Genomic DNA, 25,084 nt, shown 5'->3' on the forward strand with positions numbered 1-25,084 from the left:
CGCGCCAACGCCAGGAGTAACCGTTTAGTCGGGCGTTCGCTCACGGTACTCGGTGGTGGTTATGCCGGCGTAGCCCCAGTTATCCGTGTCGACTTCCTCGATTACGATATGGGTCAGGTCGGGCCGTTTGTTCAATACCCGCTGCAGGGTATCGGTGATCTCGCGAATTACCTGAGCCTTCTGCTCGCGGGTGACACCGTCGCGGGTAATGCGCACATTGACGAAAGGCATGCTCGTTCTCCTTGGGGTTCTAAGATGCGGGAGGCGCACAGGCCGCCCGCGGGGTTTACCACTTGCCGACGCTCATGCCGCCATCCACCGGCAGGATCACGCCGGTGGTGAAATCGGCGTCTGAGAGATACAGCACGGCATCAACGATCTCATCGATGCGTCCTATCCGTCCTGCCGGTTGCAGGCCGTTGAGGAACTCGCGCGCTGCCGGGTCATGCATGGGCGTATCAATGATCCCAGGCGCCACCGCATTCACCTTGATGTTGTACGGCGACAGTTCCAGCGCCAGGGCGCGAGTCGCCTGATTCAGGCCGCCCTTGATCAGCACCGGCAACGCGGCCGGTACGGCGAGGTTCGGCTGCAGCGCGATGCTGGCGGTGATGTTGATGATGTGGCCCTGACGCCGTTTGATCATGTGCCGCGCGGCGGCCTGGGACGCGTACACCACACCCATGAGGTTGGTTGCCAGCAGGTTGTCCAGGTCCGTGGCGGTGTAGTCGATGAAGGGCTTGGGCAGGAAGAACCCGGCGTTGTTCACCAGCACATCGACCTGGCCAAATCGCTCGATGGCATGTTCGATCAGACGCGGCGCGGTGTCCGGGTGGGCGATGTCACCGGCCATACCAAGGAAGCGCCCATCGCTGCCAAGTGCTTCGGCGGCGTCTGCCAATCGCGCTTCGGAGCGCGCGTTGCCAACCACATTGAAACCGCGGGCGAGATAGGCCTTGGCCAGGCCGAGGCCGATGCCACTGGAGGCACCGGTAATGACCACTGTTCTGTTGTTGTTCATGGCGGTAGTCCTGCCTTCAAGGTCGGGTTAAGAGACTCAGCGGTGTTTCGCGCTGTTGGGCAGGACTATATTTGTGCAGAGAATGATGATAAATACCGCGCTCAGCACTTCACTTGATACATGGTGTAATCAATGCGACGGCAATTCGACGATGTGCTGCTGGGCAGCATTGAGCTGTTCTGTCTGGCCGCGGAAATCGGCAGCTTCACCGGAGCCGCCCTGGCCGCCGGTGTCACCCCGGCGGCGGTGAGTCGCTCGATCTCGCGCCTGGAAGCGCGGCTTGGGGTGCGTCTGTTCGTCCGCACCACCCGCAGCATCCGCCTGACTGATGGTGGCCTCATCTATCACCGGCAATGTCGGGGCGCGTTGAACCAGATGCTCGAAGCTGAGCGCGAATTGATGGGGCAGCAGCAGGCGCCATCCGGCACCCTGCGCATCAGCATCCCCACCACCTATGGGCACTACCGGATATTGCCGCTGTTGCCAGAGTTCCGCCGCCACTATCCGCAGGTCCAGGTGGACATCAACCTGAGCAACCGCAATATCGATTTTGTCGACGAAGGCTATGACATGGCCATCCGCGTGCGCGCGCAGCCCGATTCCGGCCTGATCGCCCGGCAGCTGGAGGACGCCGCGCTGGTAGTGGTGGCGACCCCCGACTACCTGTCGCGGGTCGGCGTACCGCAGAACCTGGACGATCTGGCACAGCACGAATGCATTCAGTTCGAGTTGCCCAGCAGTGGCCGGCGCATTGCGTGGTTATTCAATGACGCCGGCCGCCCCTGCGAGATCCTCGCGCGGAGCGCCTACGTCTGCTCCGACGACGTACTCGGCGGCGTGACCCTGGCCAAGCATGGTGCGGGCCTGTTCCAGACCTACCGGTTCATAATCGAGCGTGAACTGGCCGAGGGCTCACTGGTGGAAGTGCTGCAACCTTATGCTGGCCGCTCGCGGCCGTTCACCTTGCTCTATCCGCACGGCCGGCACGTTCCGCAGCGCTTGCGGGCGTTCATCGACTTCCTGATGGACAAGCAGAAGGGCTGGGGGGCTTGAGGGTGACTTAGCCGCCAGGTGTGCTGGGGGGGTAGTCGGATTGGTCATGGCTGGGTGGTTTCGATCGTTTGCGGCAGGCCGCTGTCGCCCCAACGCTATCATTCATGAAGACCGGTTTGGGCATCTTCAGACTTTGAGGACAGAGCCCGATTCCAGTCAGTGCTGAAGCACTATTTCGGCATGACACTGATCAAGATGCCAGTCCTGCCAGGCTGACAGTTCATTTTTATAGGCCGTTGGACAAACTAGCCTCGGCCGGATCAAGCGAACGTCGTCGGGCTTTTGAGCGAACACGTAGCGATCGGTATGCTTGACAGCAAATCATTCATAGAAGGGTGGTCTAAGCATTGGGTGACGCACTTCGGGGCCAAACTCTTTTGCCCATACAGGTGTAATGCGGCACTGAACCGGGCCGGATGGTCCGGTTCAGTGCCGCACTTCAACTTGTCGGAGTACGTCATGAGCTCATCCTCCTCACCCGCCTACGAATTTCACTGCGAGCTCACCGGCTTGGGATTCGACCAAGCCGTCACTCGCGTTACCGAGGCACTCAAGGTCGAAGGCTTCGGTGTTCTCACCGAAATCGACATCCAGGCCACCATGAAGGCCAAGCTCGGGCTCGAAGTCCGCCCGTATCGGATCCTAGGCGCCTGCAACCCGCCGCTCGCCCACCGCGCTTTGACCGCCGAGCCCGACATCGGATTGCTGTTGCCCTGCAACGTGGTGGTGCGCGAGGAGGCGGACGGTCGCCTGGTGGTCGCATTCATGGATCCGGTGGCCGTACTGCAGATGACCAGCAACCCCGAGGTCGCCGAAGTCGCGCAAGAAGTGCGCGCAGGGCTGGAACGTGTGCGAGCGGAACTGACGAGTCATGAATGAATTGAATGAGCCCCTTCGGCCAGGCGTGAACCCGCTGCGGAAGGGGTCTGTGTCAGTTTCAGATAGACCAGGAGCCTTGCATGTCCTCGCGTGCGTACGGGGTAGGCCCCACGCAACTCGATTAAGCAGAGCGCAGTCGTAGCGTAGCGCGGGCAAAGTCGTTAAGAATTCACTCGGACTGATCAGAGCAACTCGATACCAAAACGGCGAACGCACAGAGCAAATAAGCCGAAACAGCCGGCGGTGACAACGATGTAGGTGAGCAGAGCTGGCCAGAAACCGAACCGGGATAAAAGCACGGGGAACGCAAGTAGCATCGGCAGGGTGGGCAACACATACCAGAAGGTATACCACGCATGATTTGCGATCTTTTCTGGTGATTGGTTTTCAACGTTTAGCCAGATCAGCGTCAGTATGGTGATCAAGGGCAACGCGGCAATCAGGCCACCAAACTTGTCACTACGCTTCGCGACCTCCGACACCACGACGACCATGATTGCTGTCAGGAAGTATTTGCTGATAACCCACGCCATTTTGCATCTCCTAGAACGCTATTGTTGATGCCTTTTACTTTGAGTCGCCCTCAGAGGTACTTGGTGATTTGCTTGAAATCTTCGAGTGATGCGCGCTCGCCAGTAGCGAGTGCCTCGACTGTGTGTTCCAGGCAGTGATCGATGTGATCTTGGATAAGGGTGCGCTTGGCCTGGCAGACAGCTTTTTCCACCGCATGCAGTTGTTGCGCGATATCGACGCAGGCGCGTCCGTCTTCGATCATGGTGGTGATGCTGCGCAGATGCCCCTCCGCCCGCTTCAATCTTTTGATGATATCGCTATGACTTTGGTGCTGGTGGCCGTGTTCGTGGTCGCTCATGTCTTGAGTCTCATGTCTCGATGAATTACGCTCGCATGCTATCCCCCTGGGGGGGATATGGTCAAACGCATTGGCCCGCCATAAATCGAAGCGTTATAGGCAATTAAAGAGGGTCGCAATGCTCGGTAAGCCCATCAATGCCAAGGTGATTTTTGCCCTTGCTCTTGCCATATTCATGGCCTGGGCCGGGCATGCTTCTGCGGTGCTGGTGGGCTCTAGCCAGACGGCTGTGAGTAGTGGTGACGGCGCTCACACACATGCGCATGGTGATGGCGCAATAGCTTGTGCGGTGTGCGCGGATCATTACCATTCGTCCCTGACAGTAGACCACCTGCATGAAACACCGCACCTGACCGCGCTGCTGAGCCTCGCAGCCCAGCCAGAACGTGCGCTGGCAATAGCAGCCCCACGTTATTTCGTTCCCGCTAGCCCGATCTTTCTGATCGAACGGCCACCACGTTCAACGTACGTGCTCTGACGCAGGCCGCTATGCGGCCCAAGACCACTGCAACCTAGGACTCAACCATGCATTCGCTATCTATGAGCGCAATGGGCGCATCTGCCGTGCGCCCAAACCGCTCGCTATTACTATTGCTGCTGTTCACAGCACTGCTCTTTTTCGGCATGCCTGAAGCATTGGCGCACGCCGTGGCAGAAGGCGACAAAGGCTTTATCCAGGAAAGCTCCGGGGTGATGTTGCTGCCGTTCATCTACATGGGCGCGAAACACATGATGACCGGGTACGACCACCTGCTGTTTTTGTTCGGGGTGATCTTCTTTCTCTATCGACTGAAAGACGTGGGCCTCTACGTCACGCTGTTCGCGGTGGGCCACTCGGTGACCTTGCTCCTGGGCGTACTGACGGAAATCAGCATCAGCTCCTATGTGATCGACGCGATCATCGGTTTCTCGGTGGTGTACAAGGCGCTCGATAACCTTGGGGCATTCCAGCGCTGGTTCGGCTACCAACCAAACACCAAGGCTGCAACTCTGCTCTTTGGTCTTCTCCACGGTTTTGGTCTGGCCAGCAAAATCCAGGAATACGAGATCTCGGCAGATGGCCTGATCCCTAACCTGATCGCTTTCAACGTCGGCGTCGAGATCGGCCAGCTCCTGGCCTTGAGCGCCATTTTGATTGTCATGGGCTACTGGCGGCGCACCGCCAGCTTCTGGCGTCATGCCTACACCGCCAACGTCGCCATGATGAGCGCCGGTTTCCTGTTGATGGGTTACCAGCTCACCGGCCTCATCGTGTCTCAGTAAGGAATTATCACCATGTTCAATACCAAGCTCCCGACCCACAATGAACTGCCTACCAGTCGCCAACTGCTGCGCTCCACCGTGATTGCGGTGGGTGTTGCTGCTGCATTGCTGGTCACTGTGGTCATGCCTTCTGAATACGCCATCGACCTAACGGGCGCAGGTCGCCTACTCGGTCTGACACAGATGGGTGAAATTAAGACCACCCTGGCCGAGGAGGCAGCGGCTGATGCGGCTGTTCAGCCAGCGGCGGCCCCTGTCGTTCAAGCTCCCGCGACGGTTCAGCCGGTACCCCAAGAACAGATCGCATCCACGCCTGCTGCTGAGCCGGCAGCTGAAACCAAGCCAGCCCTGAAGTCCGATGAAGTGACACTCACGCTGAAACCGGGCGAGAGCAGCGAGATAAAACTGGAGATGCTGAATCAAGCCACGGTCAGCTACGAGTGGGCAACCAATGGCGCTCCGGTCAATCACGACACCCACGGCGAGCCTTATAACGGGCCAAACGGCTATTACCACAGCTATAGCAAAGCCCAGCAGGTGAAAGGCGATAAAGGTGAGTTCACCGCCATCTTCGATGGCACTCACGGCTGGTTCTGGCGCAACCGCAGCAACAGCGACGTGACGATCACGCTAAAGACCAAAGGCGAATACCTGAGCGTTAAACGAGTGATTTAAGGCTTTCAGCCCTTCCGCCATTCGGTGGAAGGGGCTCCGGCATACTTTGTTTTTAGTGAAGGATTAGACGATGACAAACACGATATCTCTGGGGCGCGCTCTGCTGTTGGTTTGCCTGCTAGGTCTGCTTGCCGCGTGCGGTGGCGGTGAACATGGCGCCGCGGCTGACACGGATGGCCATGGGCACTCTCACGATTAAGGCTTAAAGGGCTTGGTTACGTGCAGCAATAATCCGCCTGAAGAACCAATCATCGATGGTCGTTGTTGCGCGTAACTATTGGCGAGTAAGTCAGGCTAGTGTGTTGCATTGACCGGTTGAATCCACAGCCGTTAGCCGCCAATAAAACAACCTCACCCCATCGGACTAAACCCATTCGCCGCACTGCAATACCGCTGCTCCATCCGCTTGCTCAACTCTTGACGATCCCGCTCCCAGCGCTTTTCCCAGCCTCGGCATTGCTCGCGAAAATGCACCTTGGCCGCCTTGCGGCATTCGCGGTAGTCGATCGAGCCCCGGCGGTGGTTGCGGCACACGCTGCTGCTGTCGATGCGGTTATCCAGGGCGTGCCATTCGGCGAGGTAGGAACCGCCGCCGTTCCAAGCCTTGATCCGCTTCACATCCACCTCGCGACCGGCGCTGCGCCGGGCCGGCGCGCGGCTGCGGTTGGCTTGCTCGGTCTGGTATTGGGCGAGGTATTGCGCCGACACCATGCCGCTGTTCGGGGCCGGGCGGTGGTCGCGGGGCAGGGCGCCGTAGCGGCAGGCGACGACGTTTTCGTCGATGAGGTTGGCGGATTTGATGCAGTCGGCCAGCGGTTGTGGCTCGGGGGGCGGGGCGCTGCTCAGGGTGTTGGGCTGGATCGGGTCGAGGTGCTGGGGAATGCGATAAGGGTCGGCTATTTGCCGGTGCGTCGGCGTGTCCAGATCGAGGGTTTGCCGGACGCTGGCCGGCGCGGCGGGGTTGAGCAGGCCGTGGGTCTTGGCCTTGAGCAGGTTGCCAAGGCCGCTGTGCTCGGCCAGCAGGTAGAGGCTGAAGGCGAATGCCGCGAGTAGGCCGCACACCTTGGCCAAGCGCCGCAGGGGACTGGCGCGCGTGCGTTGGCGCTCATGCAGCCAGGCTTGCACGCTGAGCGAGGCGTCGTCGCTGTCGGCATTGAGGCGCTCGTCGCGACTGTCGCGTTGCCAATCCTGGTGTTTCATGGCATCCCTTCACCTGTCCATGGCGAGCCTGGGCTGATGTGGGTTCAGCCGGCTCGTAACTGTGCAGGAGGGTAAACCCGCTAGCGGCAGTTTGCCAGCATTCGGCGAGCGCCGATCTTGGACCTTGGTTGCACGACAGTAGGTGTCTGGGGCGGTGCTTTCGTGGTCAAGGTGCGGGCAGGGCCGGACTGGCTGGGGAATGGGTGGCGGCATGCTTGCTGCGCCTGTTACGCCGTCCTGAGACATAAGGCTATTGGGCAGGGTAACGGCTGGCTGGCGCTGCCAGCGTCTACCCTGTATCTGGCGAACCCACCTGGCCGAGGTCGTCGACCGGGCCAGGCATCACAACAGCGAGGCAGCCCATGTCTGTGGAACACCTGGACGTACTGATCATTGGTGCCGGCCTGTCCGGCATCGGCGCGGCGTATCACCTGATGCAGCAGTGCCCGCACAAGCGCTTCGCGATCCTCGAAGGCCGGCATGCCCTTGGCGGCACCTGGGATCTGTTTCGCTACCCGGGCATTCGTTCCGACTCGGACATGTACACCCTCGGCTACAACTTCAAGCCCTGGACCGACCCGCAGGCGATTGCCGATGGCCCGTCGATCCGTCGCTATATCGAGGAGACCGCGCGGGAGAACGGCATCGACGCCAAGATCCGCTACCAACATAAGGTGCTCAAGGCCGACTGGTGCAGTGAGACGGCGCGCTGGACCTTGCAGGTGCAGTGCGGCGAGGCGGCCGAACCGAGCCTGCTGAGCTGCAATCAGTTGCTGATGTGCACCGGCTACTACCGCTACGAAGCCGGCTATACCCCACCGTACAAGGGCCGCGAGCTGTTCCGCGGCGCGTTCATCCACCCGCAACAGTGGCCGCAGGACTTCGACTACAGCGGCAAGAACGTGGTGGTGATCGGCAGCGGTGCCACCGCCATTACCTTGGTGCCGGCGCTGACCGACAAGGCCCGGCACGTGACCATGCTGCAGCGCTCGCCGAGCTATGTGGTCAGCCTGCCGCAGCGCGATGGGCTGGCCAGCCTGCTGCGCCGTTGGCTGCCGCCGGCCCTGGTCTACCGGCTGGTGCGCTCGCGCAACGTGGTCATGCAGTTGGGTTTCTACACGCTGGCCAGGGGCTTGCCGACGCTGGTGCGCAAGCTGCTGCTGGGCCAGGCCCGCCGCCAACTGGGCGCGGAGTTCGACATGCGCCACTTCAGCCCGGGCTACCAGCCGTGGGATCAGCGCCTGTGCGTGGTGCCAGACGGCGACCTGTTCAAGGCGCTGCGCGCGGGCAAGGCGTCGCTGGTGACCGAGCAGATCGACAGCTTTAGCGAAACCGGCATCCACCTGAAAACCGGCCAGGAGCTGCCGGCCGACGTGATCGTCAGCGCCACCGGCCTGGACCTGCAGCTGTTCGGCGGTATCGCGGTGGCGGTGGACGGCCAGCCGTTCGACGCGGCCAAGAGCATGGGCTATCGCGGCATCATGCTGCGCGATCTGCCCAATGCCGCGGTGGTACTCGGTTACACCAACGCCAGCTGGACGCTCAAGGCGGATCTGTCCAGCGAGTACTTCTGCCGCCTGATCAAGCATATGGACGCCACCGGCATGCGCCAGTGCACCCCGCGCGACCCGGCGCGTCAGGTCGCGGAAGCGCCGTTTCTCGATCTGACCTCCGGCTACATCCAGCGCGCCGCCGACCGGATTCCCAAGCAGGGTGATCGAGTGCCCTGGAAGCTCTACCAGAATTACCTGCTCGACCTGGCGCTGCTGCGCTACGGCAAGCTGGAGGACGGCTGCTTGGAGTTCAGCTCGGCGCAACCCAGCGATGATGCCGAGGCGCTAGGCTCTGTCGTTTGACGAGATCATTGGCTCGAACCTGCTGTCATCTCCCTGGGATCGCCCCGGATTGCGCTGGTGCTTATTCGGGCTACGAGAGCATCGCGCTCTTGTTGGCGGCGCGCCTCGCGGCGATGCAGTCCATAACTGCGGCATAGCCTTGTGTAAGCCAAACGCCATGGCGGAATGGGGACTATCGGCTACAGCGCCAGGGCCAATAGCGCTTTTCTGACGGGCACAAGGCCACTATTATTCGCGGCGTATTTCACGGGTGAGTACAGCGGTCCTCGGGCCGGTGCCAAAGCCGTCGTCTGTAGGCATGAAAGGACTCGTCCATGCAAGAACAACGCTACCTCCCTGCGCTGCGCGCGCATATCGATCAACTGCTGCGCGAGGGCTGGGTCATCGCTGAGCGCAACCCGCTGAAGTTGCAGTGCCGGGGCAGGACCTGCCTGGTCATGCACGGGATGCTGATCAGCGAAGGCCCGCTCTGGAACCATGCCGAGACTGAGCGGCTTGCCGCGGCCCGCAACCCGCAGCAGGCATCGCTGGAAAATGCCGACTGGTTCGAGCTGGAGCTGGCAGCGGTTACTGGTTGATGGCAAGGGTCTGCCAGGCATCAGCCCTGGCCGATGGCAATTATCTGTTCGTTCAACCACTGCAACGCCGCGTCGCGTTGGCGCTGCGCCAGGCTGACGGCTTCCAGGTGGAAGGGCCTGAGGTGAAAGGGCAGATCGAACCGTTGCAGCGGCAAGAGCGCGGCGTAGCGCCAGTTGCAGGGTTTCGCTCAAATTCATCGCGGACCAGGACCATAATCGATAGCCAAGAGCCCCGAGTATCTGCAATGGCTCCGCGCTGCGCGTTGAGCAAGCAGCCCTATGACGGCGGTCGCAAACCAGTCGATTGCCCGGATGCAATCCGGAAATCCGCCTCCGTGTACCTTCGGGCTGCCGCGCTAAGTCAGTAGTGGTAGGTGCGGCGGGGTGTGGGCGGTAGATCGAACTGTTGGCTATATGGCTTCGGGCAGCGGTACGTTGATGAGTCGTTCAATCTCGCCCGCGGGGCGGGGTGTACTGAACAGATAGCCTTGTAACAGGTCGCAGCCCTTGGCAACCAGGAAGGCCAGATGGTCGTGATCCTCGACCCCCTCGGCGACCACTTTCATTCCCAGCGAGTGAGCCATGGTGATGATGGCCGAGAGAATCACGCCGTTGCTGTTTTCTTGCCGGTCGAGAATGAAGCTACGGTCGATTTTCAGGATATCGATAGGCAGCGTCTGCAGATAACTAAGCGAGGAGTAGCCGGTGCCGAAGTCGTCGAGCGCAATCTGTATGCCGAGTGCACGCAACGCGTAGAGGTTCTCCAGTACCTGTTCGCGCCCTTGTAGTACGGCGGTTTCGGTCAACTCCACATAAAGGTCATCGGCGCAAAGCTGGTGCTTGTTCAAGACCCGGGTGATCTGTTGAGCGAAGCCCGGTTGGCCCAGTTGCAGGCTGGAAACGTTGATGGCAACCCGCAGAGGGGCAAGACCCGCCTTCTTCCATGCCGCCAGCTGGCGGGCCGCCTCCTCGATTACCCAGGCGCCAATGGGCAAAATAAGACCGTTTTCTTCGGCCAGAGGAATGAACTGATCCGGAGGAACCTGGCCTAGCTCGGGATCGTTCCAGCGGATTAACGCCTCAACAGACACCACTCGCATGGTTCGGCTATCGATAATCGGTTGATAGTAAAGCTGGAAGTTCAGCGTTTCGACGGCGGTGTGTAAGCGTTGGTCCAGAAGCACGCGGTGTTGGGAGTGCGCAGCAATGGCGCTGGAGAAAAACTGATAGGTGTTCCTGCCTGTCGCTTTCGCCTGATACATCGCCAGGTCGGCATGTTTGACGAGGTCCTCCATCGTTCTACCGTCATCGGGATAGATGGCAATGCCGATGCTGCAGCCCACGTAACAAGCCGTGCCATTGATGTCGATAGGTTCAGCCAGCGCCTTGATCACCCGTGCGGCTACGGGGCCGGCCAGGTGTTCGGCTTCTGGATGGTTGAGCAGCAGGGTAAATTCATCGCCGCCCAGGCGCGCCATATCCCGGTCGACATCGATATCGACGGGGCGACTCAGGTAGTCATAACCGCGCAGGTTGGACTGGAATATCTCAGTCACCTTGATCAGCAGCTGGTCTCCGGCAGGGTGGCCCAGGGTGTCGTTAACGTGTTTGAAGTTGTCCAGGTCGAGAAACAGCAAGGCGAAACGCCCCTGGCGCTGGCGGGCGGATTCGATTTCACGGCGCAGGGTTTTGATGAACATCAGCCGATTGGGCAGCCCGGTGAGACTGTCCCTGAAGGCCAGGTTATGGATTTGCTCGCTGGACTGATGCAGGTCAAGGCTCATTCGGTTAAAGGAGCGACTCAGCTCGCCGAGCTCATCCTCGTTCTGCACGGGCACCTGGATCAATTGTGACTGCTTGCCCATGGCCGCCAGCGCCTGATTGAGGCGCTCGACCGGTTTCAGGAAGCGATTGCGGATCAACACCAGGAGCAGCGGTACCGAAATGCTAATGGCGGCCAGGCAGATCAACAGCACCAGCAGGCCAACATTGCGCGACTCTTTGAACAAGTCCGCTTCGGGAATCAATAGGTGCAGCCATAAGCCTTCCAGCAGGCACTTGGCATGGTGCTGGTACGACTGGCCATTCAGCTCGATCTGGCTTTTGCTCTGCAGCGCCGTGATGCCTTGCGCCAGGTCGTAGTCGCCGAGCAAACGCGCGGCATCGCTCTCCTGGGAGGCGGCAAGCAAAGTGCCCTTGGCGTCAGTCAGGAGAATGCTGCCCTGGGGCCAGGGGGAGGGGCTCAGATTGTCCAGCAACGATTGCAGGTTGATGGTCAGGCTCAGGTAGCCGCGCAGCGTGGGTGGGCTACTGAAGGACTCGAATGCCGGGTTGATCAAGCTGATGCGCCGAGAGACGTACAGCGCCAACTCCTGGTTATCCGGGTTGATGCCGATGCGCACCAAGGTGTCCTGGTCGGCGTGACGCATGGCCAGAAACCCGGGGCTGTCCGCCTCCTCTTCAGTCAGGTTGGGCTGATCCCGGTTTTGCAGGCGCAGGTCTTCAAAGCCATCGGGTTGCAGAATCCGAATCTCATAATAGTCGGGATAAACCCGTTGAATGCTGGCGAGCTTCTGCAGCAAAGGGCGCTGTAACAAGGCGTAGCGCTCTTCTGCATCACCGGTCAGTAGGTAGCTTTTGACCAGGGGATCATCCGAGAAAATATCGATATTGGCTGTGGCTACCATGCTGAGTAGTTGCAGCTGGTCATCCAGGCGTGCCACCAGTGCACTGATTTGATCAGTGCTTTTCTGTTCGGCGCTTTGCTGGAGCGCGATAAAGGCCAGAAGTCCTGCCAGCAGTAGTGGGCCGGCAATCAGCGGGATGACCAGCAATGGCAAGTGGGTGCGCAACTTCATGTCAGCCCCTCGATACGGTAGGCCAGCGCAGCCATGGTTGCCGAAACCCTAACGTAACACCCTAGCATTGATCGCGTTGCGTAAGCGCTGGGCTTTAGCCGGCTGGGGGGTGTAGAACTCGGAGGATTTCAGGCTTGCCTGATCAGGATAGATGATCGGGTCACGCAAAAACTCTGGGGGCAACAGTGCTTCGGCTGCAAGGTTGGGCGTCGCGTAATGGATGAACTGCGCCTGCTGGGCGGCATTGCTTGGTTCGTTGATGAAGTTGAGAAAGGCATAAGCCAGATCCGGATCTGGCGCCTGCTGGGCTAGCGCGAAATAGTCGATCCAGATAGCGCTGCCCTCTTGCGGAACGACATAGCGCAGGTTTTCGTTGAATTCTTTCAGCATGAGGGCATCCCCGCTGTACAGCAGGGCTGCGACGATGTCGCCATTGAGGAGCGGGGAGGTCTCATCGAGGGCGATGTAGTCGTAGGTGCGGACGAAGGGCTTCTGCTCCAACAGCAGGGTCTCCGCCGCTCGAAGTTGATCGGGGTCGGAGCTGTTGGCGGAGTAGTTCAAGGCTTTGAGGCCCATGCCAATTAATTCCCTGGCGTCTTCGATCATGGCTACTTTGCCCTGCAGTTCGGGGGCCGGCCTGAACAGCTGCAACCAACTGGTGATAGGCGTTTGCACCAGGTCACTGCGGTAGGCGATGCCGACCGTGCCCCAGGTATAGGGGGCGCCGTATACATCGGCAGCCTCAAAGACCCCCTTCAACGCAGGCGCAGTATGCTGGATGTTGGGTAACCGGGTGTAATCCAGCGGGGCAATCCACCGTCGTTTGGCGTACAGCTGCAGGTCGAAGCCGGCCACCAGGATGAGGTCATAACCACTGGCGTTGTTCTCCATCAGCTTCTCGGCGCGGTTGTCGTCAGAGCTGTAGTAGCTCTGGATGACCTGGGCGTCATAGTGCTGCTCGAATTTTTTGATCAGCGCCGGGTCCATATAATCCGACCAGTTGAGGATCACCAATTGGCGTTCAGCAGCCAGGCTGGCCAGGGGCAAGTGTAAGAGTAGGAAGGCTGAAGCCAGCGATAGCAGACGAAGAAGTGATTTGGGCATTAACAGTATCCCTATGAATTAAGCGGCCACACAGAATGCTAGTCGGCTCTTGGACGTGCGTACTGAATACTGGCAATTAGCTGGCGCAGGGGTCAAGGGTTAGAGTGGCGCTGGCAATGACTGCGGGCAGCCGCTGTCGATCCAGCCGTAGAGGAAAGACCCTGCGGCCAGGGTAAGCTGCAGTGTCGCTGCTTTGGCGCGGCCAACCTCAAGAGGATCAAGCATGCATCCGTTCAGCTTTGCTACCACCGCGCAGATCATCTGTGAAAGCGGTTCCGCCCGCCGGTTGGCGGCCTTGTGCGTCGAGCGCGGTGCCCGGTCGGTGTTTATCGTCACCGACCCGGGGATTACCCAGCTCGGTCTGCTCGCCGAGGTGTTGCCCGGTTTTCTCCTGGAAGGGCTGACTGCCCAGGTGTTCGATCAGGTGGTTGCCGATCCGCCGGAGGCCATAGTGCAGAGCGCGGTGGCGCAGGCCAGGGCGCTCAAGGCCGAGCTGATCGTCGGCTTCGGCGGCGGCAGTTCGATGGACGTGGCCAAGCTGGTCGCGCTGCTCGCCCACCCCGATTGCAGCCAGGAGCTGGCCGACATCTACGGCGTCGGCAATGCCAAGGGCCGGCGCCTGCCGTTGATCCAGGTGCCGACCACCGCCGGCACCGGCTCGGAAGTGACCCCGGTGGCGATCGTCACCACCGGCGCCACGACCAAGCTGGGCGTGGTCTCGCCGCTGTTGCTGCCGGACCTGGCGCTACTGGACGCCGACCTGACCCTCGGCCTGCCGCCGGCGGTGACCGCCGCCACCGGCATCGACGCCATGGTGCATGCCATCGAGGCCTACACCAGCGTGCAGAAGAAGAACCCGCTGTCCGACCTGCTGGCGCGCGAGGCACTGCGTCTGCTCGCCGCCAACCTCGACGAGGCGGTGCACAACGGCGCTAATCGCGAGGCGCGCCAGGCCATGCTGCTCGGCGCCTGCCTGGCCGGTCAGGCGTTCGCCAACGCGCCGGTGGCGGCGGTGCATGCGCTGGCCTATCCGCTCGGAGGGCACTTTCATATTCCTCACGGCCTGAGCAACGCGCTGGTGCTGCCGCACGTACTCGGTTTCAACGCCGCGGTGGCCGCGCCGCTGTATGCCGAGCTGGCACCGTTGGTACTGGGCGCCAAGTTGCGCCCCGGCAGTGCCATGCAGCAGACCGAGCAATTCATCCTCGAACTGGCCGATTGCAGCGAACGCAGTGGCCTGCCCACGCGTCTGCGTGACGCCGGTGTGCCGCAAGAGATGCTCGCGCAACTGGCGGCCGATGCCATGCTGCAACAACGCCTGCTGCTCAATAACCCGCGCGAGATGACCGAGGCGCACGCCTTGGCGATCTACCAGTCGGCCTATTGAGGCGAGCCTGGGCGGTGCGCACGGCGCACCTATCCGGGCCGGCGCCTGATACCGTCGTAAGGCGCGCCGCGCGCACCACTGCCATCCAAGGACAACCCATGAACCCACCCCAACACCTGCGCAGTGACTACCGGCACTTGCAGCCGATCAGCACGCGCTGGCACGACAACGACATCTACGGCCATGTGAATAACGTCACCTACTACAGCTACTTCGACAGCGCGGTGAACAGCTACCTGATCGAGGTTGGTGGCCTGGATATCCACACCGGCGAGGTGGTCGGTTTCGTCGTCAGCTCCAGCTGTGACTACTTCGCCTCCATCGCCTTTCCCGAGCGTATCGAGATCGGCCTGCGGGTCGGCAAGCTGGGCAACAGCTCGGTGCAGTACGAGCTGGCGGTGTTCAAGCAGGACGAGGAACAGGCCTGCGCCGCCGGGCGTTTCGTCCATGTGTTCGTTGACCGGCAGAGTAACCGGCCGCTGCCGATTCCCGAGCGCTTGCGCATGGCGCTGGCGGTCTTGCTGGTCGAGTAAGGGCGGCCAGTAGGGCGGATCGCTGCCCGTGGCCCTCTTCAGCGTTGACTTACAACCGCCAAGCGGCGGCGAGCCTTACCGATCGGCCAGCGCCGCGCGGCGGCCGCGCTTGAGGTCGACGCTGGCGAGGATCAGCAGGCCAAGCACGAAGTAGCTGCCGGTGAGCAGTATCGCCAGGCGGTGGTCACCATCGGTCAGCCAGCTGGTCAGGCCGTAGGTCATCGGGCCGATGATCGACGACAGCTTTACCGCCTGGCCCCACAGGCCATAGAACTCCGCCCGCCGCGCCAGCGGCGCGAGCAGACCGACGATGGCGCGCCCGGCCGACTGGCTGGCGCCCATGCACAGCCCGGCGATGTTGGCTGCCAGCCAGAACAGCGGCGGCCCCTCGGCGGCCCAGGTCAGACCGATCATCAGCAGCCAGCCGAGCAGAGTCAGGGCCAGGGTGACGATATGCCCGAGGCGATCCTGCACATAGCCGAACAACACGGCGCCAATCGAGGCGGTGACATTCACCAGCAGGATCAGCTTGAGGGTGTCCTGGGTGGTGAAGCCCATGGCCTGGTCGGCGTAGATGGCGGCCAGGGTGACCACCGCGGCGATCCCGGCCTGGTAGCACAGGGTGCAGGCGAGAAAGCGCAGCAGGTCGCGATAACGCCTGGCCTCGCGGACCGTCCGGGCGAAGCGGGCGAACGCCACCCGCACGCCGTGGCGGGCGTTAGGTTGCAGCTGCGGCTGACTGCGATCGCGCAGGAACAGAAAGGTCGGCAGGCTGGCCAGGGCGAACAGGATCGCGGTGAGCAACATGCACACCGGCACGAACTGCGCCGCCGTGTGGCCTTGGGCCTGCGCCCAGCTGACATAGGCCAGGCTGGCGCCGAGGCTGAGCAGGCCGCCGATATAACCGAAGCCCCAGCCCCAGCCGGAGACCCGGCCGATGGCATCCTCGCGGGCGATTTCCGGGAGGAACGCGGCGATCAGGTTTTCGCCGCTGCCGAAGCAGAAGTTGGACAGCACGATGAAAACGATGGCGATGACCAGCGCGCCCGGTCCGGCCAATGCCAAACCGGCGGTGAACAGCACGCAGCCGAGGGTGCAGAGCAGCAGCAGGCGCTTCTTGCAGGCATAGGCATCGGCATAGGCGCCGAGCACTGGTGCGCTGACGATGATCAGGGCATAGGACAGGGCGATCGAACTGGTCCAGGCCAGGGTGCCCCAGGTCGCGCCGCCGGCCACCACCGCGACGAAGTAGGCGTTGAATACCGCGGTGATCACGACCGTGGTGTAGCCGGAGTTGGCGAAGTCGTACATCGCCCAGGCCCAGGCTTCGCGGCGCGTGACTCCGGGGGCGAGGCTGGGGGGCATGGCGAGCACTCCGTTGGCGCGCGCCGGTTGGCGGCGCGCAATGATGCTCACGCAAGCCTAGCAGTCCGCTCGGCTAGAGACGACCGGGCTATAACCGCCGGTCTGCTATGGGCTAGAGGTTATTATCGCCAGTGGCGGCAAAGGCTTATTGTTTTTCAGCGAGGGTGGTCGTCGAGACTGCCCCGCCCGCTGAGGGTCGCCGATGAGTCGTCTGCCTCATGCAACAAGCGCCCATCCCACTGCAACGGCTGCGGCGCAGCGCCTGCTACGGATCGTTCGCCAGACGGTTGCCGAATTGCGCCCCTATGCGGCGCAGGATTCGTCCGTCAGCTTGCACAGCGTACTCGACAGCGATCTGGGGCTGGACAGCCTGGCTCGGGTCGAGCTGTGGTCACGGGTCGAGCGCGAGTTCGGCGTGCGTCTGCCCCAGGCGCTGTTCGCCTCGGCGGAGACTCCGGGCGATGTGCTCGAGGCGCTGCTGGCCTGCGGGCCGACAGTCGCGGCGAGGCCGCGCGGCAGCGTCGAGCGCTTGCCCGTCGGCCCGCAGGAGCGGCTCACGCCGGACGCCGCGCAGACCCTGGTCGAGGTGCTCGACTGGCATGTGCAGCGTCATCCGCAGCGCATTCATGTGCGCTTGCTAGGCGAAAGCGATGTGCCCGAAGACATCAGCTACCTGGCCTTGCAGCAGGGGGCCAGGGCGGTTGCCAGCGGGTTGCAGCAACGCGGCCTGCAGGCCGGGCAGCGGGTGGCGCTGATGCTGCCGACCGGCCTGGATTTCCTCTTCGGCTTCTTCGGCATCCTTCTCGCTGGCGGCGTGCCGGTGCCGATCTATCCGCCCATGCGCTTGTCGCAGATCGAGGAGCACCTGCGCCGCCAGGCCGGCATTCTGGCTAACGCCGAGGCGACGATGCTGCTCACCGTCAGCGAAGCCAAGCTGCTCGCCCGCTTGCTCAAGCCGCAAATCCCGAGCCTGCGCGAGATCGCCACGGTGGCCGAGTTGTGCGCCGAGCCCGGCAGCTTCCTGGCGACCCAGCGGCAAGCCCAGGACCTGGCCTTCCTGCAGTACACCTCGGGCAGTACTGGCCAACCCAAGGGAGTGATGGTCAGCCATGCCAATGTGTTGGCCAACTTGCGGGCGATGGGTACGGCGCTGCGCGTCAGCGCCGACGATGTGTTCGTCAGCTGGCTGCCGATGTACCACGACATGGGCCTGATCGGCGCCTGGCTCGGCAGCCTGTATTACGGTTTCGTCCTGGTGCTGATGTCGCCGTTGGCCTTTCTCGCCCGGCCGGCGCGCTGGCTGGAGACCATCCAGCGCTACCGCGGGACGCTGTCGGCGGCACCGAACTTCGCCTACGAGCTGTGCCTGGGCAAGCTCGCCGACAGCGAGATCCAGGGCCTCGATCTGAGCAGTTGGCGCCTGGCCTGCAACGGCGCCGAGCCGGTCAGCCCGGACACCCTGCAACGCTTCGCCGAGCGCTTCGGCCGCTATGGGCTGCAGCCAAGTGCGCTGGCCCCGGTCTACGGCCTGGCCGAGGCGACCCTGGGCGTAGTCTTCCCGCCGATCGGCCGCGCGCCGCTGCTCGACTGGGTTCAGCGCGAGTCGTTCCAGGCCCGGGGCCAGGCCCTGCGCGCCGAGCCGGGCAGTACCGATGGGCTGCGTTTCGTCAGTTGCGGTCGGCCGCTGCCGGGGCATCAGGTGCGCATCGTCGATGATCACGACATCGAGCTGCCCGAACGTAGCGAGGGCCATCTGCAATTCAAGGGGCCGTCGACCAGCAGTGGCTATTTTCATAACCCGCTGGAGAGCCAGCGGGTGCGCCATGGCGAATGGCTCGACTCGCTCGATCTGGCGTACATGGCCGCCGGCGAGGTCTACCTCAGTGGGCGGGCCAAGGACCTGATCATTCGCGGCGGGCGCAACATCTATCCCTACGACGTGGAGACCGCGGTCGGCAGCCTGCCGGGCCTGCGCAAAGGCTGCGTCGCGGTGTTCGGCAGTAGTGATCCGGCCAGCGCCAGTGAGCGCCTGGTGGTGCTGGCGGAGACCAGCGAAAAGGACCCCCGCGTGCGGCAACGCCTGCAACAACAGATTGCCCGGGTGGCCATCGACCTGACCGGGGTGCCGCCGGACGATATCGTCCTGGCGCCGCCGCACAGCGTGCTGAAAACCTCCAGTGGCAAGATCCGTCGCGCCGCCAGTCGCGAGCTGTACGAGCGAGGTGAGGTGGGTCGGCCGGGGCGGCCGGTGTGGCGGCAACTGCTGCGCCTGCTGCAGTCGGCGGCGCGGGCGCAACTCGGCCGCGTCTGGCGCAGTGTTCGGGCCGCACTCTATGCCGGGTATTTCTGGGCCTTGCTCGGGCTGCTCGGCAGCCTGACCTGGACGGCCGTGGCACTGCTGCCGCGCCTGATTTGGCGGCGCCGCTTGACCGGGGCCGCGGCCCGCCTGTTCCTGCGTCTGGCGGGCATCTCCTTGCAGATAGAGGGCCTGGACAGGCTGCGCCGGCAGGACGTGCGCGTGCTGGTCGCCAACCATGCCAGCTACCTGGACGGTTTGCTGCTCTGCGCGGCTCTGCCGCCCGAGTTCAGCTTCGTCGCCAAACGCGAGTTGGCCGGACAGCGTATCGCCGGGCACTTCCTGCGCAAGATCGGCACCTGCTTCGTCGAGCGCTTCGACCTGCAGCGCAGTGCCGCCGATGCCGAGCGCCTGGCGGCGGCATTGCAGGCCGGGCAGTCACTGGTGTTGTTTCCCGAAGGCACGCTGAGCCGCGAACCGGGGTTGCTGCCATTTCGCATGGGCGCCTTCGTCCTCGCCGCGCGTGCCGACGTGGCGCTGGTGCCGGTGGCCATCGCGGGTTCGCGCATGGTGCTGCGTGACGGTCAGTGGTTTGCCCATCGTGGCCAAATCCACCTGCACATCTGCGCCCAACTGCTGGCGCAGGGACACGATTGGCTGGATGCAATCAAGTTGCGCGACCAGGCGCGGGCCGAGTTGCTGCAACGCCTGGACGAGCCGGATCGGCTGCTGTTGGCGGGCTGAGGGGGCGCTGGCGAACCTGGAAAACGGTGGTTGGTTGCTCGTCGATGGGTAGCGCCAGGCTCAATCGCATCCGACAAGAGCCGGCGTGTAATCGCTGCAATCAGCGACCCTAGCCCAAGAGTCCCAGCGAAATCCGGGAAGGGTTGGTCGGCGGCAGATCCTCCCGGATTGCATCCGGGCCAGCAACAATTCGGCGTCCCGGTCAGGTGTCGCATGGGTATCGACCCCGGTAGGCGCGGAGAGGGCGCGCCTAACCTTTATCCGCGAATTTCACCTGGATGGAGCCTAGAAAAAAGCCGCTCACTTGGCTAAGTGAGCGGCTGGTGTCGTGGGCCATGGCGCTGGCCGGCAGGTGCGCATGGCGCACCATTACTCAATGGTGGCGATGTTTCTTGTGCTTCTTGTGCTTGTGGCCATGGGAGTGGCCGCCGCCTTCATAGCGATTGTCATAGCGGTTGTCGTTGCTCATTTCATTGCCGAGCGCGCCGCCGGCTGCGCCACCCAGGCCTGCGCCTATGGTCGAACCGGTGCTGCCGCCGACTTGGCCGCCGAGCACCGAACCGCCCGCCGCGCCGAGGCCACCACCGAGGGCAGCGCCGGTCTTGTTGCCGTCGCGGGCGGTAATTACTCCGCCGGCTGCGCCACCGACCCCGGCACCAATCGCCGCGCCGGTGCTACCGCCGACCTGCTGGCCGATGACGTTGCCCAGGACACCGCCAACACCGCTGCCGATGGCGACTTTTCCGGAGTCGCCAGCCAAGGCATATGGTGCGGCGATAAGGCTGCTGAGAGCGAACGCTACGAGGGTTTTGCGCATGGTTTGAGTCCTGCTGAATAAGGGGGCGAGCATACTGCATTGCAACTGATGGCTTTTCGCTACATCGCACAGATGTAGAGGCGCATGGCGGGCTTTGGTTCCCTGCCGCTCAAACGAAGGTTCCAACATCACCCGCTAAAGCGCGTAGCGTGCGCCGTTCCGTCGGGTGTCACTCGGCGCAGGCAGTGCACCGATGGTCCACCGGCGCGGCGCAAATCCTGGCGGGTTGTCGCTGCGCTGCGAACGGAACGCCGCCCGAACCGCCCTACTGACAGACCACAAAATCAGGAACAATCCGCAACCCATAGATGGGTTAAAGCCCCGCGTCTGCCCTCTGCGAGGGCTTCAGCGCTTGCCGGCTCGTCCTGTCTGTCAGTCGCGCCAGCCGTGACCGTGGTGCTTACGCTTGTGGCGCTTGCCGTGGTGGCGGCGATGACCGTGGTGGCGGTCGTCACGGTAATAACCGCGGTCGCGGCGATCGTAGCGGTCGTCATCCCGGCTGGCATCGCCATAGTTGTTGCCGATGGCGCCGCCGGCACCGCCGCCGAGCGCCGCGCCGATCAGGCCGCCGGTGGTGCCGCCCATTTGCTGGCCGAGGACGTTGCCGCCGGCCGCACCCAGGCCACCACCGATGGCTGCTTCGGTCTTGTTGCCGCGGCGTGCGGCGACCGAGCCGCCCGCGGCGCCACCGACGCCGGCGCCGATGGCCGCGCCGGTGCTGCCGCCGATCTGCTGGCCGACCACCGAGCCCAATACCCCGCCCAGCGCACCGCCGACACCGGCCCTCATGTTATCGCCTGCCATTGTCTGTCCTGCGGCGAGGCCGAGGCTCAGTAGCAACATTGAAATGTACTTCATGGAGAAGTTCTCTCAGTGGTTAAGTCGGTGGCGATGCTGGGGTTGGCGGCCAGGCCTGGCAAGCGTCTGCCGACGAGCGGTGTGCTTATGTAAAGGTTGTGTAAGTAACTGTTTTGAATGGAGAACTTTTACTAAATAAGGCGGTCATAGATCATTGCCCCGGGCTAGCCAGGGCGTTTTTCAGGCCTTTAAATGGCACTTCGCAGGCGGAGGGGCTGATTTTTGTAGGCGCCAGCTTGTGACCCGGCAGGAATGTGGGACATACCGTGTTTGGACCATTGCTCGGCGGGCTGCCGACCCGCCGCAAGCGGGCGCCTACAGAGCGTTGGCGTCCGCCTCGGCCGGCCAAACGCAGGCGCTCAGGCATCACAGCAGGCTCTCGCGGCTCCACTGTTCCAGCGCCTGGGCCAGCGGCAGTACCTCGCCGGGACGGCTCAGGGCGTAGCCGGGTAACTCGGCGATGCGCGCCTGGAACTCGGGGTTCTGCAGCACCTCGAGCAGCGCGCCCATGGCCGGCAGCGTCAGGCTGTCTTGATGGCAGAGCAGGCAGTAGTGCTCGCGGGCCATGGGGATGAAGGCCAGGCCGAAAAGGCGCGCCGCCGCCTCCACGCCGAAACCGGCATCGGCCATGCCGCTGGCGACGTAGGCGGCCACGGCCGCGTGGGTGTATTCCTCGTTATAGAAGCCGTCGATGTCGACGCTATCGATCGCCGCCTGTTGCAGCAGGCTTTCCAGGAGCATGCGCGTGCCCGAGCCCTGTTCGCGGTTGACGAAGCGTCGGCCGCTGCGCTGCAGGTCGGCCAGGCCAGTGATGCCCAGCGGGTTGCCGGGGGCGAGGATCAGCCCCTGGGTGCGCACGACGAAGGTGATCACCCGATGCTCGGTACGCAGCCAGGGCTGGATGCGCGCCATGCTCAGGCTGCCCAGCGGCCCTGCAGGTACATGCAGGCCGGCCAGGTCGCAGTCGCGGCGGTGCAGTGAAAGCATCGCCTCGACCCCGCTGCGAAACTGCAACTCCCACTGCCAGCGGCCATCCAGTTCCAGCCACTCGCGCAGCGCCGCGACGGCGAAGCCATGGCTGGCATGGATGCGCAGGCCGGGACGGGTTTCCTGCAGCGCGCGATTCAGCTCGATCTCCAGTTCGCCGGCGAGGTTATCCAGTTGCGGGCTCAGGCGTGCGCGGATCCGTTGGTCGGCGCGCAGCAGTTTTTCCCCGAGGCTGGTGAGGTGCGCACCCTTGCCGCGCTCCAGGGCAATCAGCGGGCTGCCGAAGAAGGCTTCCCACTTGCCCAGCAGGTTCCACGCGTGCCGGTAGGAGTAGCCGCTGCGGGCCGCGGCCTCGGTCAGCTTGCCGGTATCGTGGACATTTTGCAGCAGGCTCAGGCCCTGCGGGTCGAGGCTGCTGCCATCGGTCTGGTGAAAGCGCCAGCGCGGTTGGATCTCGATGCGGATCATATGTCCTCTACTTCATATTTGATGCTGCGTTACGCCATGTTAGCTTGCTTTACGCGGTTTTCATGATCCGCAAATAAGAACTCAATTTCATATGTTGTGCGGCAAAGAAGTCGCCCAGCCGTTCGCCGGATAGTTTCGGCGGTTGCTGGCGGCCACCACCACGCACAGCGGCCGGAGCCTCGAACATGGCCAAGCTTGCCCAGCATGCCGATTTCCCGCAGTACCAGGCCGTCACCCGCGCGGTGCTGGCGGCGCACCGGGACGAACCCGGCGCCCTGCTGCCCATTCTTCACGACATCCAGGAGCGTCTCGGCGCGGTACCGCCCGAGGTGCTGCCAATGATCGCCGAAGACCTCTGCCTGTCGCGCGCGGAGGTGCACGGGGTGGTCAGCTTCTACCACGATTTCCGCGCCAGCCCGGCCGGTCGCCTGCACCTTAAGGTGTGTCAGGCCGAGGCCTGCCAGTCGATGGGCGCCAAGGCGCTGACCAATGAGCTGCAGGAAAAACTCGGTTTGCAACTGGGCGAGACTCGTGAAGACGGCAGCCTGACCCTGGAGGCGGTGTATTGCCTGGGCAACTGCGCCTGTGCGCCGAACGCCATGCTCAACGGTGAGCTGCACGGTCGGGTCGATGCCGAGGACCTGCTGGACCTATTGGAAGAACAGGAGGCGCGCGCATGAGCCAGTTGAACCAAGCCATCACCGTCTACGTCCCGCGTGACGCCAGCGCCCTGAGCCTGGGCGCCGACGCGGTAGCACGGGCCATCGTTGCCGAAGCCAAGGCGCGCAATCTCGAGGTGCACCTGGTGCGCAACGGTTCGCGCGGGCTGTTCTGGCTGGAGCCACTGGTCGAGGTCGCCACTGCGGCCGGGCGCGTAGCCTATGGCCCGGTCAAGGCCCGCGATGTCGCCGGGCTGTTCGATGCCGGCTTCCTCGCCGCAGGCGAGCACCCGAAGGCACTCGGTCTGACCGAAGAAATCGACTACCTCAAGCGCCAGGAGCGCCTGACCTTCGCCCGCGCCGGGATCACCGATCCGCTGTCGCTGGCTGACTACATCGAGCATGACGGCTACCGCGGCCTCAAGCGCGCACTGGAAATCGGCGCCGAGGCGATTATCGCCGAGGTGCTCGACTCCGGCCTGCGCGGGCGTGGCGGCGCGGCTTTTCCTACTGGGATCAAGTGGCGCACCGTGGCCGGCTGCGCGGCCGCACAGAAGTACATCGTGTGCAACGCCGACGAGGGCGACTCGGGCACCTTCTCCGACCGCATGGTGATGGAGGACGATCCCTTCGTGCTGATCGAGGGCATGACCATCGCCGCCCTGGCCGTCGGCGCCACCGAGGGCTATATCTACCTGCGCTCGGAATACCCGCACGCCGAGGCGGCGCTCACCGCGGCCATCGCCACGGCCTATGCTGAGGGCTACCTGGGCGACGACATTCTCGGCAGCGGCCAGCGTTTCCACCTGCACCTGCGCCGCGGCGCCGGCGCCTATGTCTGCGGTGAGGAAACCTCGCTGCTGGAAAGCCTCGAAGGCAAGCGCGGCGAAGTACGACCCAAGCCGCCGTTGCCGGCCATCGAAGGCCTGTTCGGCATGCCGACGGTGATCAACAACGTGATCTCGCTGGCCTCGGTGCCGATCATCCTCGACAAGGGTGGGGCCTATTACAAAGACTTCGGCATGGGCCGCTCGCTCGGTACCCTGCCGATCCAGCTGACCGGCAACATCGCCCGTGGCGGCCTGATCGAGAAGGCCTTCGGCGTCACCCTGCGCGAACTGCTCTACGACTACGGCGGCGGCTCGGCCACGGGGCGGCCGATCCGCGCGGTGCAGGTCGGCGGCCCGCTGGGCGCCTACCTACCGGAATCGCAGTTCGACACGCCGCTGGACTACGAGGCCTTCGCCGCCCTCGGCGCGGTGCTCGGTCACGGCGGCATCGTGGTGTTCGACGATACGGTCGACCTGGCCGAGATGGCCCGCTACGCCATGGAATTCTGCGCCATCGAATCCTGCGGCAAGTGCACGCCCTGCCGGATCGGTTCGACTCGCGGCGAAGAGCTGCTCGAGCAGATCATCGTCGCCCGCTCGGAAGGCCCGCAGCCGGGGCGCATCGAACTGCTCAAGAGCCTGTGCGACACCATGCTCGGCGGTTCGCTGTGCGCCCTCGGCGGCATGACACCCTATCCGGTGCTGAGCGCCCTCAATCACTTTCCTGAAGACTTCGGGGTGTCGCCAGACACCGCCGCAGCCCGCTGAACCGGAGACACCGA

The 25,084-nt window shown here is 63.2% G+C and carries 23 protein-coding genes and 1 pseudogene; 12 read left to right on the forward strand and 12 right to left on the reverse strand.

Going from position 1 to position 25,084, the window contains the following annotated elements:
- Positions 1-24: 24 nt before the first annotated feature.
- Both VCJ09_RS01790 and VCJ09_RS01795 read right to left on the reverse strand, forming a co-directional pair.
- Positions 25-231, reverse strand: a complete 207-nt coding sequence (locus tag VCJ09_RS01790; RefSeq protein ID WP_324732913.1) for a tautomerase family protein — start codon at positions 229-231, stop codon at positions 25-27.
- A gap of 55 nt (positions 232-286) precedes the next feature.
- Positions 287-1,021 carry an SDR family NAD(P)-dependent oxidoreductase gene (locus tag VCJ09_RS01795; protein WP_324732914.1) on the reverse strand — a complete coding sequence of 245 codons (735 nt, stop codon included), beginning with the start codon at positions 1,019-1,021 and terminating at the stop codon, positions 287-289.
- Between the two features lie 132 nt (positions 1,022-1,153).
- Here VCJ09_RS01795 and VCJ09_RS01800 point away from each other — a divergent pair, with 132 nt between their 5' ends.
- Entirely contained in the window at positions 1,154-2,074 is a 921-nt protein-coding gene (locus tag VCJ09_RS01800) for a LysR family transcriptional regulator (RefSeq protein WP_324732915.1), read from the forward strand.
- Between the two features lie 459 nt (positions 2,075-2,533).
- On the forward strand, positions 2,534-2,953 hold the full coding sequence (locus VCJ09_RS01805) for a DUF302 domain-containing protein (RefSeq protein WP_324732916.1): 420 nt from the start codon (positions 2,534-2,536) through the stop codon (positions 2,951-2,953).
- Positions 2,954-3,135: 182 nt separating this feature from the next.
- Here VCJ09_RS01805 and VCJ09_RS01810 read toward each other — a convergent pair whose 3' ends face one another.
- Both VCJ09_RS01810 and mreA read right to left on the reverse strand, forming a co-directional pair.
- The gene (locus VCJ09_RS01810; RefSeq protein ID WP_324732917.1) at positions 3,136-3,486 is read right to left on the reverse strand and encodes a DUF3147 family protein; all 351 of its coding nucleotides are present in this window, start codon (positions 3,484-3,486) and stop codon (positions 3,136-3,138) included.
- A gap of 50 nt (positions 3,487-3,536) precedes the next feature.
- A complete protein-coding gene (mreA, locus tag VCJ09_RS01815; RefSeq protein ID WP_079204401.1) occupies positions 3,537-3,824 on the reverse strand; it encodes a metal-sensing transcriptional repressor MreA in 288 nt (95 codons plus the stop codon).
- A gap of 118 nt (positions 3,825-3,942) precedes the next feature.
- Between mreA and VCJ09_RS01820 the strand changes: the two genes are divergently transcribed.
- From VCJ09_RS01820 to VCJ09_RS01830, 3 genes are read left to right on the forward strand one after another with little or no spacing between them, the layout of a single operon-like run.
- Positions 3,943-4,302 carry a hypothetical protein gene (locus VCJ09_RS01820; protein WP_324732918.1) on the forward strand — a complete coding sequence of 120 codons (360 nt, stop codon included), beginning with the start codon at positions 3,943-3,945 and terminating at the stop codon, positions 4,300-4,302.
- 47 nt (positions 4,303-4,349) lie between these two features.
- Positions 4,350-5,087: a HupE/UreJ family protein gene (locus tag VCJ09_RS01825; protein WP_324732919.1), complete on the forward strand. Its 738-nt coding sequence runs from the start codon at positions 4,350-4,352 to the stop codon at positions 5,085-5,087.
- 12 nt (positions 5,088-5,099) lie between these two features.
- Entirely contained in the window at positions 5,100-5,762 is a 663-nt protein-coding gene (locus tag VCJ09_RS01830) for a transmembrane anchor protein (protein ID WP_324732920.1), read from the forward strand.
- Positions 5,763-6,113: 351 nt separating this feature from the next.
- On the opposite strand, the gene VCJ09_RS01835 is transcribed toward VCJ09_RS01830, so the two are convergent.
- Positions 6,114-6,962: a hypothetical protein gene (locus VCJ09_RS01835; protein ID WP_324732921.1), complete on the reverse strand. Its 849-nt coding sequence runs from the start codon at positions 6,960-6,962 to the stop codon at positions 6,114-6,116.
- A gap of 362 nt (positions 6,963-7,324) precedes the next feature.
- Here VCJ09_RS01835 and VCJ09_RS01840 point away from each other — a divergent pair, with 362 nt between their 5' ends.
- Both VCJ09_RS01840 and VCJ09_RS01845 read left to right on the forward strand, forming a co-directional pair.
- The gene (locus VCJ09_RS01840) at positions 7,325-8,818 is read left to right on the forward strand and encodes a flavin-containing monooxygenase (protein ID WP_324732922.1); all 1,494 of its coding nucleotides are present in this window, start codon (positions 7,325-7,327) and stop codon (positions 8,816-8,818) included.
- 314 nt (positions 8,819-9,132) lie between these two features.
- A complete protein-coding gene (locus VCJ09_RS01845) occupies positions 9,133-9,396 on the forward strand; it encodes a hypothetical protein (protein ID WP_324732923.1) in 264 nt (87 codons plus the stop codon).
- A gap of 20 nt (positions 9,397-9,416) precedes the next feature.
- On the opposite strand, the pseudogene VCJ09_RS01850 reads toward VCJ09_RS01845, so the two are convergent.
- The 3 genes and pseudogenes from VCJ09_RS01850 to VCJ09_RS01860 form a co-directional block, all read right to left on the reverse strand.
- Positions 9,417-9,563: pseudogene (locus tag VCJ09_RS01850) on the reverse strand (LysR family transcriptional regulator); the annotation flags it as partial.
- Between the two features lie 243 nt (positions 9,564-9,806).
- Positions 9,807-12,254 (reverse strand): EAL domain-containing protein, encoded by a 2,448-nt coding sequence (locus tag VCJ09_RS01855; RefSeq protein ID WP_324732924.1) that lies wholly within the window; start codon positions 12,252-12,254, stop codon positions 9,807-9,809.
- Positions 12,255-12,302: 48 nt separating this feature from the next.
- Positions 12,303-13,358, reverse strand: coding sequence for a polyamine ABC transporter substrate-binding protein (locus tag VCJ09_RS01860; protein WP_324732925.1), 1,056 nt, complete (start codon positions 13,356-13,358; stop codon positions 12,303-12,305).
- Positions 13,359-13,581: 223 nt separating this feature from the next.
- On the opposite strand from VCJ09_RS01860, the gene VCJ09_RS01865 reads away from it, so the two are divergent.
- Positions 13,582-14,745 (forward strand): iron-containing alcohol dehydrogenase, encoded by a 1,164-nt coding sequence (locus VCJ09_RS01865; protein ID WP_324732926.1) that lies wholly within the window; start codon positions 13,582-13,584, stop codon positions 14,743-14,745.
- 98 nt (positions 14,746-14,843) lie between these two features.
- Positions 14,844-15,278 carry an acyl-CoA thioesterase gene (locus VCJ09_RS01870; protein ID WP_079204412.1) on the forward strand — a complete coding sequence of 145 codons (435 nt, stop codon included), beginning with the start codon at positions 14,844-14,846 and terminating at the stop codon, positions 15,276-15,278.
- Positions 15,279-15,353: 75 nt separating this feature from the next.
- On the opposite strand, the gene VCJ09_RS01875 is transcribed toward VCJ09_RS01870, so the two are convergent.
- Positions 15,354-16,643 (reverse strand): MFS transporter, encoded by a 1,290-nt coding sequence (locus tag VCJ09_RS01875; RefSeq protein ID WP_324732927.1) that lies wholly within the window; start codon positions 16,641-16,643, stop codon positions 15,354-15,356.
- A 202-nt stretch (positions 16,644-16,845) separates the two neighbouring features.
- Here VCJ09_RS01875 and VCJ09_RS01880 point away from each other — a divergent pair, with 202 nt between their 5' ends.
- Positions 16,846-19,683 (forward strand): AMP-binding protein, encoded by a 2,838-nt coding sequence (locus VCJ09_RS01880; protein WP_324732928.1) that lies wholly within the window; start codon positions 16,846-16,848, stop codon positions 19,681-19,683.
- 373 nt (positions 19,684-20,056) lie between these two features.
- On the opposite strand, the gene VCJ09_RS01885 is transcribed toward VCJ09_RS01880, so the two are convergent.
- From VCJ09_RS01885 to VCJ09_RS01895, 3 genes are all read right to left on the reverse strand, one after another.
- Complete coding sequence (locus tag VCJ09_RS01885) at positions 20,057-20,500, reverse strand: glycine zipper domain-containing protein (protein ID WP_324732929.1); 444 nt, start codon at positions 20,498-20,500, stop codon at positions 20,057-20,059.
- Positions 20,501-20,872: 372 nt separating this feature from the next.
- The gene (locus VCJ09_RS01890; protein ID WP_079204415.1) at positions 20,873-21,358 is read right to left on the reverse strand and encodes a hypothetical protein; all 486 of its coding nucleotides are present in this window, start codon (positions 21,356-21,358) and stop codon (positions 20,873-20,875) included.
- A 366-nt stretch (positions 21,359-21,724) separates the two neighbouring features.
- The gene (locus tag VCJ09_RS01895; protein WP_324732930.1) at positions 21,725-22,813 is read right to left on the reverse strand and encodes a substrate-binding domain-containing protein; all 1,089 of its coding nucleotides are present in this window, start codon (positions 22,811-22,813) and stop codon (positions 21,725-21,727) included.
- 185 nt (positions 22,814-22,998) lie between these two features.
- Between VCJ09_RS01895 and VCJ09_RS01900 the strand changes: the two genes are divergently transcribed.
- Complete coding sequence (locus tag VCJ09_RS01900; protein ID WP_238043659.1) at positions 22,999-23,493, forward strand: formate dehydrogenase subunit gamma; 495 nt, start codon at positions 22,999-23,001, stop codon at positions 23,491-23,493.
- Complete coding sequence (locus VCJ09_RS01905; protein WP_324732931.1) at positions 23,490-25,070, forward strand: formate dehydrogenase beta subunit; 1,581 nt, start codon at positions 23,490-23,492, stop codon at positions 25,068-25,070. Before VCJ09_RS01900 ends, VCJ09_RS01905 begins: the two co-directional genes overlap by 4 nt.
- Positions 25,071-25,084: the final 14 nt, after the last annotated feature.

This window comes from Pseudomonas paeninsulae, from assembly GCF_035621475.1.
GTDB lineage: Bacteria > Pseudomonadota > Gammaproteobacteria > Pseudomonadales > Pseudomonadaceae > Aquipseudomonas > Aquipseudomonas paeninsulae.

Bases quoted from the DNA above. Each gene is read 5' to 3' on its own strand.
- VCJ09_RS01790 (WP_324732913.1), bottom strand. From the start codon at position 231: ATGCCTTTCGTCAATGTGCGCATTACCCGCGACGGTGTCACCCGCGAG.
- VCJ09_RS01795 (WP_324732914.1), bottom strand. From the start codon at position 1,021: ATGAACAACAACAGAACAGTGGTCATTACCGGTGCCTCCAGTGGCATC.
- VCJ09_RS01800 (WP_324732915.1), top strand. From the start codon at position 1,154: ATGCGACGGCAATTCGACGATGTGCTGCTGGGCAGCATTGAGCTGTTC.
- VCJ09_RS01805 (WP_324732916.1), top strand. From the start codon at position 2,534: ATGAGCTCATCCTCCTCACCCGCCTACGAATTTCACTGCGAGCTCACC.
- VCJ09_RS01810 (WP_324732917.1), bottom strand. From the start codon at position 3,486: ATGGCGTGGGTTATCAGCAAATACTTCCTGACAGCAATCATGGTCGTC.
- mreA (WP_079204401.1), bottom strand. From the start codon at position 3,824: ATGAGCGACCACGAACACGGCCACCAGCACCAAAGTCATAGCGATATC.
- VCJ09_RS01820 (WP_324732918.1), top strand. From the start codon at position 3,943: ATGCTCGGTAAGCCCATCAATGCCAAGGTGATTTTTGCCCTTGCTCTT.
- VCJ09_RS01825 (WP_324732919.1), top strand. From the start codon at position 4,350: ATGCATTCGCTATCTATGAGCGCAATGGGCGCATCTGCCGTGCGCCCA.
- VCJ09_RS01830 (WP_324732920.1), top strand. From the start codon at position 5,100: ATGTTCAATACCAAGCTCCCGACCCACAATGAACTGCCTACCAGTCGC.
- VCJ09_RS01835 (WP_324732921.1), bottom strand. From the start codon at position 6,962: ATGAAACACCAGGATTGGCAACGCGACAGTCGCGACGAGCGCCTCAAT.
- VCJ09_RS01840 (WP_324732922.1), top strand. From the start codon at position 7,325: ATGTCTGTGGAACACCTGGACGTACTGATCATTGGTGCCGGCCTGTCC.
- VCJ09_RS01845 (WP_324732923.1), top strand. From the start codon at position 9,133: ATGCAAGAACAACGCTACCTCCCTGCGCTGCGCGCGCATATCGATCAA.
- VCJ09_RS01855 (WP_324732924.1), bottom strand. From the start codon at position 12,254: ATGAAGTTGCGCACCCACTTGCCATTGCTGGTCATCCCGCTGATTGCC.
- VCJ09_RS01860 (WP_324732925.1), bottom strand. From the start codon at position 13,358: ATGCCCAAATCACTTCTTCGTCTGCTATCGCTGGCTTCAGCCTTCCTA.
- VCJ09_RS01865 (WP_324732926.1), top strand. From the start codon at position 13,582: ATGCATCCGTTCAGCTTTGCTACCACCGCGCAGATCATCTGTGAAAGC.
- VCJ09_RS01870 (WP_079204412.1), top strand. From the start codon at position 14,844: ATGAACCCACCCCAACACCTGCGCAGTGACTACCGGCACTTGCAGCCG.
- VCJ09_RS01875 (WP_324732927.1), bottom strand. From the start codon at position 16,643: ATGCCCCCCAGCCTCGCCCCCGGAGTCACGCGCCGCGAAGCCTGGGCC.
- VCJ09_RS01880 (WP_324732928.1), top strand. From the start codon at position 16,846: ATGAGTCGTCTGCCTCATGCAACAAGCGCCCATCCCACTGCAACGGCT.
- VCJ09_RS01885 (WP_324732929.1), bottom strand. From the start codon at position 20,500: ATGCGCAAAACCCTCGTAGCGTTCGCTCTCAGCAGCCTTATCGCCGCA.
- VCJ09_RS01890 (WP_079204415.1), bottom strand. From the start codon at position 21,358: ATGAAGTACATTTCAATGTTGCTACTGAGCCTCGGCCTCGCCGCAGGA.
- VCJ09_RS01895 (WP_324732930.1), bottom strand. From the start codon at position 22,813: ATGATCCGCATCGAGATCCAACCGCGCTGGCGCTTTCACCAGACCGAT.
- VCJ09_RS01900 (WP_238043659.1), top strand. From the start codon at position 22,999: ATGGCCAAGCTTGCCCAGCATGCCGATTTCCCGCAGTACCAGGCCGTC.
- VCJ09_RS01905 (WP_324732931.1), top strand. From the start codon at position 23,490: ATGAGCCAGTTGAACCAAGCCATCACCGTCTACGTCCCGCGTGACGCC.